The 7780-nt window shown below is 41.0% G+C and carries 6 protein-coding genes; 3 read left to right on the top strand and 3 right to left on the bottom strand.

What is annotated here, in order from left to right; all coding sequences use genetic code 11:
• Positions 1-138 precede the first annotated feature (138 nt).
• Positions 139-1824, top strand: coding sequence for a lysine--tRNA ligase (gene lysS, locus GNE10_RS29265; RefSeq protein WP_185569193.1), 1686 nt, complete (start codon positions 139-141; stop codon positions 1822-1824).
• A 182-nt stretch (positions 1825-2006) separates the two neighbouring features.
• Here lysS and GNE10_RS29260 read toward each other — a convergent pair whose 3' ends face one another.
• A complete protein-coding gene (locus tag GNE10_RS29260) occupies positions 2007-2603 on the bottom strand; it encodes a glyoxalase-like domain protein (RefSeq protein WP_096541419.1) in 597 nt (198 codons plus the stop codon).
• Between the two features lie 199 nt (positions 2604-2802).
• Here GNE10_RS29260 and GNE10_RS29255 point away from each other — a divergent pair, with 199 nt between their 5' ends.
• Both GNE10_RS29255 and GNE10_RS29250 read left to right on the top strand, forming a co-directional pair.
• Positions 2803-3432 (top strand): sigma-70 family RNA polymerase sigma factor, encoded by a 630-nt coding sequence (locus GNE10_RS29255; RefSeq protein ID WP_185569191.1) that lies wholly within the window; start codon positions 2803-2805, stop codon positions 3430-3432.
• A 96-nt stretch (positions 3433-3528) separates the two neighbouring features.
• The gene (locus GNE10_RS29250; protein WP_185569189.1) at positions 3529-4605 is read left to right on the top strand and encodes a tetratricopeptide repeat protein; all 1077 of its coding nucleotides are present in this window, start codon (positions 3529-3531) and stop codon (positions 4603-4605) included.
• A gap of 94 nt (positions 4606-4699) precedes the next feature.
• Here GNE10_RS29250 and GNE10_RS29245 read toward each other — a convergent pair whose 3' ends face one another.
• Both GNE10_RS29245 and GNE10_RS29240 read right to left on the bottom strand, forming a co-directional pair.
• Complete coding sequence (locus tag GNE10_RS29245) at positions 4700-5404, bottom strand: hypothetical protein (protein ID WP_185569187.1); 705 nt, start codon at positions 5402-5404, stop codon at positions 4700-4702.
• Positions 5405-5761: 357 nt separating this feature from the next.
• On the bottom strand, positions 5762-7249 hold the full coding sequence (locus GNE10_RS29240; RefSeq protein ID WP_185569185.1) for a cell wall metabolism sensor histidine kinase WalK: 1488 nt from the start codon (positions 7247-7249) through the stop codon (positions 5762-5764).
• Positions 7250-7780: the final 531 nt, after the last annotated feature.

Genomic DNA, 7780 nt, shown 5'->3' with positions numbered 1-7780 from the left:
TATTTGAAACCTTTCCCCCTTCCCCTTTCCCCTTTCCCCGAACCGTATTGCCTACGCCCGCGCTTTCAAGGACAAATATCTCTTACTGCCAACTTTTGCAGCATCTATAATTAATCTTGCCCTATTTAGTTCGTTACCATGTCGGAAGAAGATCTCCGTGCCGCGAGGCTGGAAAAAGTAGATCAGCTAAAGCAGTTAGGCACTAATCCCTACGCCTATCGTTGGGAATCCACCAATCACGCAGCGCAGTTACAAGAACAATTTGCCAATTTAGCCAGTGGTGAAGAAGTTGATTTAGAAGTTGCCATAGCCGGACGCATTATGGCGCGTCGGGTTTTCGGTAAATTGGCTTTCTTCACCTTACAAGACCAAACCGGCACGATTCAGCTTTATTTAGAGAAAAATCGCATCCAAGAAAGCATGGCAGATATTGATGCCGATGCGTTCAATCACTTGAAACAACTTACAGATGCAGGCGACATCTTAGGAGTCAAAGGTACTATCAAACGGACTGAAAAGGGCGAGTTATCTGTCTACGTCAAACAATACACCATCCTGACTAAATCTCTGTTGCCCCTACCCGACAAGTGGCATGGATTGACGGATGTTGCCAAGCGCTACCGTCAGCGCTACGTTGACTTGATTGTTAACCCAGAAGTGCGGCAAACTTTCCGCCGTCGCGCCCAAATCACTGCCGGGATTCGTCGCTATTTAGAAGAACGGGATTTTCTAGAAATTGAAACGCCAGTTCTACAAAGTGAAGCTGGGGGTGCAGATGCACGTCCATTTATCACTTACCACAACACTTTAGAAATGGAGTTGTATCTGCGAATTGCCACAGAACTTCATTTGAAGCGGTTAATTGTAGGTGGGTTTGAAAAAGTGTTTGAATTAGGGCGAATTTTCCGCAATGAGGGAATTTCCACTCGACACAATCCCGAATTTACAACTATTGAAATTTACCAAGCCTACGCCGACTACAACGATATGATGGCGCTAACAGAAGGAATTATTACCACTGTTGCCCAAGAAGTACTCGGCACGCTAAAAATTACCTACCAAGGTGAATCTATAGATTTAACACCACCTTGGCGACGGGTAACGATGCACGATTTAGTTAAAGAGTTTACCGGGCTAGATTTTCAATCTTTCCAAACTTTGGAAGAAGCAAAAATAGCAAGTAAAAATGCTGGTTTGGAAGCAATAGACGATGTGCAATCTATTGGGAAACTCTTGAATGAAGCTTTTGAACAAAAGGTAGAAGAAAAGTTAATTCAGCCTACCTTTGTAATTGATTATCCAGTGGAAATTTCCCCGTTAGCAAAACCCCACCGTTCTCAACCTGGTTTGGTGGAAAGATTTGAGTTATTCATAGTCGGGCGGGAAACTGGCAATAGCTTCTCAGAACTTACCGATCCCATCGACCAAAGAGAACGCTTAGAAGCGCAAGCTGCTAGAAAAGCTGCTGGTGATTTAGAGGCGCAAGGTGTAGACGAAGACTTTTTGGCAGCTTTGGAATATGGTATGCCGCCTACTGGTGGTTTAGGAATTGGAATCGATCGCTTAGTAATGTTACTAACAGATTCTCCCAGTATTCGGGATGTAATTGCTTTCCCCCTACTCAAACCTGAAGGCAACGTTATTAAGCAATTTACCCACGATGTAAAAACTCAAACACTAACTATTGAATTTGATAGCGGAAGTGTTTATGAGTATTTCAAAGTACCTCCCAGTATCAAGGAAGGCTTAGATAATGCACCATCCAAAGGTCAATATTTCAACAAGTTTATTAAAGGGAAATTTAAGTACGAACAACTGAGTTGAGACAGTAATTCTTAAGTAGGGTGCGTTATGGCTTTAGCTTAACGCACCATTTTTATGCCTCATTCTTTTATTACCTTAGTTGCACTTACTTATTTACACCTGTATTAAAATGGTGCGTTGCGCTGCGCGACAACACACCCTACTTTTTCTAAGATATAACTAATTACATTCAGAATTCTGAACTAATTCGCCACTTCAGCTAGTTCAATAATTCGGCCTTCATAGTCCTTGACCAAAAAATTCAGGGGCTTGCTGTTACGAATTTTGAATTTTAAACCGCGCACTTCTACTCGCATTAAAATCATTTCCAGACATTCGTGGTCAAAGCAGACATGACGTTGCTGATTTTTGCTACCTAAACTTGCACCTGTAATGACGTGTAGTTGGGTATTTTTCTTTAATTGATACCACAGTCCTTCACTGCCGTTATTCATGGTTTTGCTAGACAAACTCGGTGAGGTAGACATATAAAGCGGATCGATTCCAGTTGCACCTATGGTTTGTTCGTAGTTGTAGTAGTAGTGCAAAGGCACTTCAGCGGCGGGTAAATCTAGCAGCCCTTCATACAACTGTCGGGCAATCTCCAAATCTGACACCATCACAGTGTGTACTTTTGGCGCACTGGTGAGGAACATCCACATGGCACCAGCGTAAGCCGCCAACAGCATTACCATAATCCCTTGGGTGGAGAAGAGGCTATCTAAAGGCAGGGAGGGCAAGAAGGAGGCTAAAGTAAGGGGACTGAAAAGGAATGAGATCGCGCTAACTGCTATAACCATGAACAAATAAGGATTCTATAAGGTAGAGGTTTTTATGATTGTCGATTAAGACTAAAATTAAGTCCTTGTTTTTTAGTTTATCAATATTTAACTAGTCTGAGTCTGGGGCTACAAATTGAGCAACACCAAGATATTATGCGATTAACTACAAGAGTGCAATTGCCAAAATTATTTTTAACAACTATCAATCTCAAGGCTGATGCAAATTCCTTCTTTTCCTGAAGCTAATCACCCCCTGGTTAAGTCGCTGTTTCATCACAGTGACGATGAATTACTGGCTCTGTTTCAGCAGTATCCTGATGCTGGCAAATATTTTACAGTGATTTTTTGCCGCTATAGCCCCATAGTGTATACCTTAATTCGGCATTCGGCGCGATCGCCTGTACAAGCAGATTATCTGTTCGCCCTCACTTGGCGACATATTTACTATGAACTCGGTGGATTAAATTTAAGTGGCGGTGCATCCGCTCAAGAAGCTTTAACCATGCAAAATTGGTTAATTAACATGACTGCTTTTTGTATAAACGAGATTAAAGTACCACCCACAGAAGCAATTCACTATTCTCTAGAAGCAACTTCACCGCCGTTATGGTGTTATGTAGAACAAGCATTAGATCAATTACCTCCAATTCTGCGCTTAATTGTGTTGATGTCTCAAACTTTTCATTGGAGTGACACGAGAATTGCTGCTTATTTGCAAGCTGAAGGAGAAGCGATCGCCCCGAACGAAGTAGCCAATTTTCTTCAGGAAGGCTATCGTATGCTAGAGGACAAATTACCTACAGATATTCGTGCTATTTATCTTGGTGAAGATTTTTCTCAAGCTTAGTTTACGTATAAATGCGAGTATTCGTTGTCTTCAAATTAAATTTAAAACTTCACTTTAGACCTTCTACTTAAGCCTGCAATTTGATGGGTAAGTTTTATGAGACAACAGCTTGTATTTCCCAGGCACAAGATAAACGTTGATGTAACTGCGAGTTTTCATCACCAAGTACTTTTGTATGGCTTTTTATTGTTTACTTTTGTGCTGACTCCTATAGCGGCGGGTGCGGTTGATATTACCGAACAACTCCACCGTCCTTTAAATAGTTCTGTTGGGCGACAATCAAGAGATGAAGCAGACACTTTGCTGCGTATCGGCGAACAACAATACGCTTCTGGATATGCCAACAAAACAATTACTTCCTGCTTGCAAGCCCTAGAACTATATCATTCAATTGGTGACCTAAAAGCCCAAGGTTTAACTTATAATTTGCTTGCTAAAGCTTATATCCAGCTAGGTAGTTCCAAAGAAGCGGAAGATGCTTTACGGCGAGGATTAGCCATTGCTCGCGATACTAAAGATTTTCAATCTCAGATTTTTGTCCTGAACAATATTACTACATTTCTACTGCAAGAAGGAGAATTCGCTGCTGCTGGTAAAACTGCCCAAGAGGCATTTACAATTGCTCAAAATGTCAAAAATATTGAAGGTCAAGGACTATCTTTGAGTAATTTGGGATTAGTCGCAGCTAGGTTGGGAGATTACAACAAAGCAATTAAATTATATGAAAATGCCTTAATTTATCGCCGTCAAACTGGTGATACCATTGGTGAGGCAAATACCTTAAATAATTTGGGTGATGCTTATTTAGCAGCGGGGAATTATCAAGATACCATTGGTACTTATGGTGCAGCAATGGGGATTGCTAAAATCAATAGCGATCGCACCAATCAATTAAGAGCAATCGATGGTTTAGTTACAGCTCACAGTGGTGTTGGTCGCCACGAACGGGCTTTTGACTTATTACAGGAGCGTTTAATACTCGCTAAAGAATTACAAAATGTGCGAGAAGAATTAAAATCTTTTGAATCCTACGCTAAATTATACGAGCAGTTAGGTAATTACCCCACTGCTCGTAACTTTTATGAAAGAGCGATTATACTGGCACGAAAATTAGAAGACAGCAAACAAGAAGTACTACTGGTGGATAAGCTCACTAAAATGCTCAGACGATAAAGGAATTTTGGATTTTGGATTTACCGCACTTAGCCCAGCATTCTTACATTAGTGCTGGGTCTAAGTCCCCAGTGATTGCATTCTGAATTCTCTTTTAATTCAAAAACACTGAACCGCTTGGTTCGATTCTCATAGCACTTCTGCCTTGCGTTGCATCCGTCGCTTCATTAAATGTAACTTCCAAGTTTCCTGCTTCTGATGAGGGTTGTGGAGTAACCGTCAGTTGTCCGCCATCTTCTCGTTCAAATGTTACTGTTACTGGTGCGCTTAGACCTTGGAGTGTAACATCGGATTTACCTGCTAGCGATCGCGGTGCGGTATCGCCAATAACTTGGTAAGTTATTTTGGCCGCAGTGTCATTCACCAATCTGACGTTAACTCTACCATTTGCCAGTGCAATTCTAGCACTAGGGGCTTGTCGTGATTGTACTGGTACTGGAGGTACTTGTCCTTGGGTTGGAGGAACCGGGGCTGGTGGTACAGCACCTGGTTGTGGTGGTACTGGAGGTTCTTCACCACCTACACCCAATCGTGCTTGTTCTGGTGATGGAGTCGCAGGGACGGGGAGAAGTCCTTGGGCTGCTAGTCTTTGGGTTAAGGCGTTGGGAGGACATCCTTGGGGTACTACAACGCGAGAGTTATGTGGTTCTTCGTAAAAAATACTAGGACAAGGATTAACGCGAGGAGTAGATTGTTGTGCCAGTGCTTGAGGAATCGCTGGCAATGTGATTAGTAGTCCTCCGCAAATAGCACCTAAAAATTCAGCAGATTTGCGGAAAATTGCAGAATTATTAATCATTATTAACTCCTGAAAATAATTGGATTGTCTGATTTGTAAAATTTGAAATGTAAAAAAATTAGGACTCAAATTTCATGATTTGTCAGGATTTTAGTGAGACAAGTATATTAATTAGGTATGTAATCATAGTTATTTAACAACTCTGACTTTTAAATTTTGAGTTCTAAAGTAATTACATTTTTAAATTAATAAATAATTTATGTGTTTTACATCTAACTCTAGACTTGAAAATCATATTTTTTGGACATAAAACTTACTCCTGAAGGCTGAAAAACTCAAATTTACTATTGTTGAGTGTTGACTATGAACCCTCAACAGTCAACATTTAACCCGAATAATTTATTTTTTGGAGTACCCTCAAGACTCCAAAGTTATTGGTAAAGTCACGGTGAAGGTGGTGCCAATGCCTTGGGTGCTTTCAACTTGAATGTGACCCTGGTGATGTTCGACAATAGCAGCAGCGATCGCTAATCCCAATCCTGAACCAGTAACGCTGGCAGTAGCTTTGTTCCCAGTATGAGTACGTGCAGGGTCTACCCGATAAAAGCGGTCAAACAAGCGCGGTAGTGCTTCTGGTGGAATTCCCACTCCAGTATCACTGACTTTCACTTGCAACTGGCTGCCAGTATAACGTCGTCCAGAAACCCGATTTATTCCCTCTATGCGTGCCAATTCGACTTTCACCTGTCCCCCTGCTGGTGTGTAATGCAAGGCATTGGTAATCAAATTTGTGAACAGTCGCACCAATTGATCCCAATTACCCACGAGGGTAAACCAATTTTCTAGTAATTTCTGGCTAGTTTCCGAAGCGGGAGGATCGACTAAGTGTAGAGTCAAGGCTATTTGTTTTTCTGGAAATAACAGTTGTTGTTCTTCAAGTACTTCCATCAACAAAGCATCCAACGGACAAGGTGCAAAGGCATCTTTGCTAATACCACTATCTTGTCTTGCGAGAAAAAGTAAATCGTTGACTAACCTACCCAAACGCTGTGTTAAGCGTTCCACTATCTTTAACTGCTGGCGATATTGCAAAGAAGCACTAGTTTCTACTTCTGCTAATTCCAAGTCAGCAAGGGCGACTTGCACATTAGTTTGAATCAAAGTGATGGGACTTCTCAGTTCATGAGAAGCATCAGCAGTAAATTGTTTGAGACGTTGATATGACTCACCCACTGGTTCCATAGCTTTACCTGAAAGAAACCAGCCACTTGCTCCCACAGAAACCAGCATTAACCCAATACCCAGCGCCAAATCAAAAATAAATTCACGACTCGGCTTAGTAACTTCAAACCAAGGATGGCTGACACGCAGATATCCTAATACTTGCCGTCCCACTTCCACCCGTTGTGTGACTTGTCGCAATAAGAGTGGGGAGTTGGGAGTTAGGAGTGAGGAGTTAGGAGTTAGGAGTTTACGATCTTCTGTTTTCTCTGTCTCACTTTTTCCCTTGACTACACGAACAGTTTCACCAGTGCGGTTGCCATGAATGGGAATATTTAAAGGTTCGGATAGTGTTGACCAAAGTAATTCACCTGTGGGGCTAAACCATTCTAGGTCAATGTGGTCATCTTCTACGCTGTCGGCATTGTCAGGAAAACTCGCCTCTACATTAATGCGAAATTTATCAGCGTCGGAATTGACTGGCTCAATTATGAGTCTAGACGCACAAGGGCTTGTTGTTAGACATCGCTCTACTATTTCCACTACATGGTTGAGGGTATCGTCAATTCGCTCAATCAGTGTACTGCGGACGTATAAATAAACGCCACTTGCAAATAGTAGTAGTAATACCGCAGTTACCGCAGTGTACCAAATTGCAAGACGGCGGCGAGTAGCCTGAAACATGTTTTTCACTCCACTTTTTTAACTTAATATCTTTAAATTACGTATTTATACGGCTAAAAAATAACTCAATTTTTGAGCTTTGGTGATTTTGCTGAGGTTGAATTTTTGTTCGAGAATTACACTCTTGTTGCAGTAAATCTGCTGAGTCCCTTTTTATTCTTTGTAAAGAGAATAAAACAATTTGCTTTTGAACTATCTACATCTACCGAAACGCTGTTGAGTGCATCGAACCACAGAAACCAAAAATAAATTAGAAATTTAAGTATTAAATAATGATTTATTTCCGACATTAGTCAATGCCAAATACTTTGAGTTCCCAAAATCTTTTACTGTGAAATCTTTGAAAAAATCCAGTCAGACAATTGGCAATATCTCCCTAATGAGATTCAAAAAAAAAGTAAAAATTCTGGGGATATATTTGTTATCCTCGACATTTTTTTACGGAATTATATGTATTGAAATATCTGCGATCGCCACCAATGTAAATAGTCAAAATAATGTTGATTCAACCAATAATCACAACAATTTATT

The organism is Nostoc sp. 2RC (genome assembly GCF_014222165.1).
GTDB classification, from domain to species: domain Bacteria; phylum Cyanobacteriota; class Cyanobacteriia; order Cyanobacteriales; family Nostocaceae; genus Nostoc; species Nostoc linckia.
The sequence above is the reverse complement of the archived record's forward strand: the minus strand, read 5'-3'. Positions and strand labels throughout refer to the sequence as shown.